This window comes from Streptococcus sp. 3705 (assembly GCF_013277145.1).
In the GTDB taxonomy this organism is placed as follows: Bacteria; Bacillota; Bacilli; order Lactobacillales; family Streptococcaceae; genus Streptococcus.
Genome location: NZ_VMMJ01000015.1, coordinates 1 through 2500, shown reverse-complemented (window position 1 = coordinate 2500; position 2500 = coordinate 1). Strand labels below are relative to the sequence as shown.

General features: G+C 50.8%; 1 tRNA gene and 2 rRNA genes (1 of these 3 cut by a window edge). All 3 read right to left on the bottom strand.

What is annotated here, in order from left to right:
* Nucleotides 1-777: ribosomal RNA gene (locus HT714_RS04885) — 23S ribosomal RNA — on the bottom strand (it extends 2125 nt beyond the left edge of the window).
* Between the two features lie 125 nt (nucleotides 778-902).
* Nucleotides 903-975, bottom strand: a tRNA-Ala gene (locus HT714_RS04880).
* A 51-nt stretch (nucleotides 976-1026) separates the two neighbouring features.
* A 16S ribosomal RNA gene (locus HT714_RS04875) occupies nucleotides 1027-2500 on the bottom strand; the annotation flags it as partial.

Below are 2500 nucleotides of genomic sequence, written 5' to 3'. Positions count from 1 at the left end.
CGTGCCCTGGTTCGGTCCTCCAGTGCGTCTTACCGCACCTTCAACCTGCTCATGGGTAGGTCACATGGTTTCGGGTCTACGTCATGATACTAATTCGCCCTGTTCAGACTCGGTTTCCCTACGGCTCCGTCTCTTCAACTTAACCTCGCATCATAACGTAACTCGCCGGTTCATTCTACAAAAGGCACGCTCTCACCCATTAACGGGCTCGAACTTGTTGTAGGCACACGGTTTCAGGTTCTATTTCACTCCCCTCCCGGGGTGCTTTTCACCTTTCCCTCACGGTACTGGTTCACTATCGGTCACTAGGGAGTATTTAGGGTTGGGAGATGGTCCTCCCAGATTCCGACGGAATTTCTCGTGTCCCGCCGTACTCAGGATACTGCTAGGTACAAAGACTATTTTAAATACGAGGCTATTACTCTCTTTGGCTGATCTTCCCAAATCATTCTTCTATAATCTTTGAGTCCACATTGCAGTCCTACAACCCCGAAGAGTAAACTCTTCGGTTTGCCCTCCTGCCGTTTCGCTCGCCGCTACTAAGGCAATCGCTTTTGCTTTCTCTTCCTGCAGCTACTTAGATGTTTCAGTTCACTGCGTCTTCCTCCTCACATCCTTAACAGATGCGGGTAACAGGTAGTACCTGTTGGGTTCCCCCATTCGGAAATCCCTGGATCATCGCTTACTTACAGCTACCCAAGGCATATCGTCGTTTGTCACGTCCTTCTTCGGCTCCTAGTGCCAAGGCATCCACCGTGCGCCCTTATTAACTTAACCTTATTTTTCTGACCTTTCAGTCATAAACTCTTATTAATACTACAGCGTTTTCGGTTTATTTTCTTGTTACTATTTGATATAGATATTCAATTTTCAATGTGCATTACTTGGTGATCTCTCACCAATGGAGCCTAGCGGGATCGAACCGCTGACCTCCTGCGTGCAAAGCAGGCGCTCTCCCAGCTGAGCTAAGGCCCCACAAGACCTCTCAAGACTAAACAAGACCAATGCGCAGTTCCTTATCCTTAGAAAGGAGGTGATCCAGCCGCACCTTCCGATACGGCTACCTTGTTACGACTTCACCCCAATCATCTATCCCACCTTAGGCGGCTGGCTCCTTACGGTTACCTCACCGACTTCGGGTGTTACAAACTCTCGTGGTGTGACGGGCGGTGTGTACAAGGCCCGGGAACGTATTCACCGCGGCGTGCTGATCCGCGATTACTAGCGATTCCGACTTCATGTAGGCGAGTTGCAGCCTACAATCCGAACTGAGACTGACTTTAAGAGATTAGCTTGCCGTCACCGGCTTGCGACTCGTTGTACCAGCCATTGTAGCACGTGTGTAGCCCAGGTCATAAGGGGCATGATGATTTGACGTCATCCCCACCTTCCTCCGGTTTATTACCGGCAGTCTCGCTAGAGTGCCCAACTAAATGATGGCAACTAACAATAGGGGTTGCGCTCGTTGCGGGACTTAACCCAACATCTCACGACACGAGCTGACGACAACCATGCACCACCTGTCACCTCTGTCCCGAAGGAAAACTCTATCTCTAGAGCGGTCAGAGGGATGTCAAGACCTGGTAAGGTTCTTCGCGTTGCTTCGAATTAAACCACATGCTCCACCGCTTGTGCGGGCCCCCGTCAATTCCTTTGAGTTTCAACCTTGCGGTCGTACTCCCCAGGCGGAGTGCTTAATGCGTTAGCTACGGCACTAAACCCCGGAAAGGGTCTAACACCTAGCACTCATCGTTTACGGCGTGGACTACCAGGGTATCTAATCCTGTTTGCTCCCCACGCTTTCGAGCCTCAGCGTCAGTTACAAGCCAGAGAGCCGCTTTCGCCACCGGTGTTCCTCCATATATCTACGCATTTCACCGCTACACATGGAATTCCACTCTCCCCTCTTGCACTCAAGTTAAACAGTTTCCAAAGCGTACTATGGTTAAGCCACAGCCTTTAACTTCAGACTTATCTAACCGCCTGCGCTCGCTTTACGCCCAATAAATCCGGACAACGCTCGGGACCTACGTATTACCGCGGCTGCTGGCACGTAGTTAGCCGTCCCTTTCTGGTAAGATACCGTCACAGTGTGAACTTTCCACTCTCACACTCGTTCTTCTCTTACAACAGAGCTTTACGATCCGAAAACCTTCTTCACTCACGCGGCGTTGCTCGGTCAGACTTCCGTCCATTGCCGAAGATTCCCTACTGCTGCCTCCCGTAGGAGTCTGGGCCGTGTCTCAGTCCCAGTGTGGCCGATCACCCTCTCAGGTCGGCTATGTATCGTCGCCTTGGTGAGCCGTTACCCCACCAACTAGCTAATACAACGCAGGTCCATCTGGTAGTGATGCAATTGCACCTTTTAAGCAAATGTCATGCAACATCTACTATTATGCGGTATTAGCTATCGTTTCCAATAGTTATCCCCCGCTACCAGGCAGGTTACCTACGCGTTACTCACCCGTTCGCAACTCATCCAGAGAAGCAAGCTTCTCCT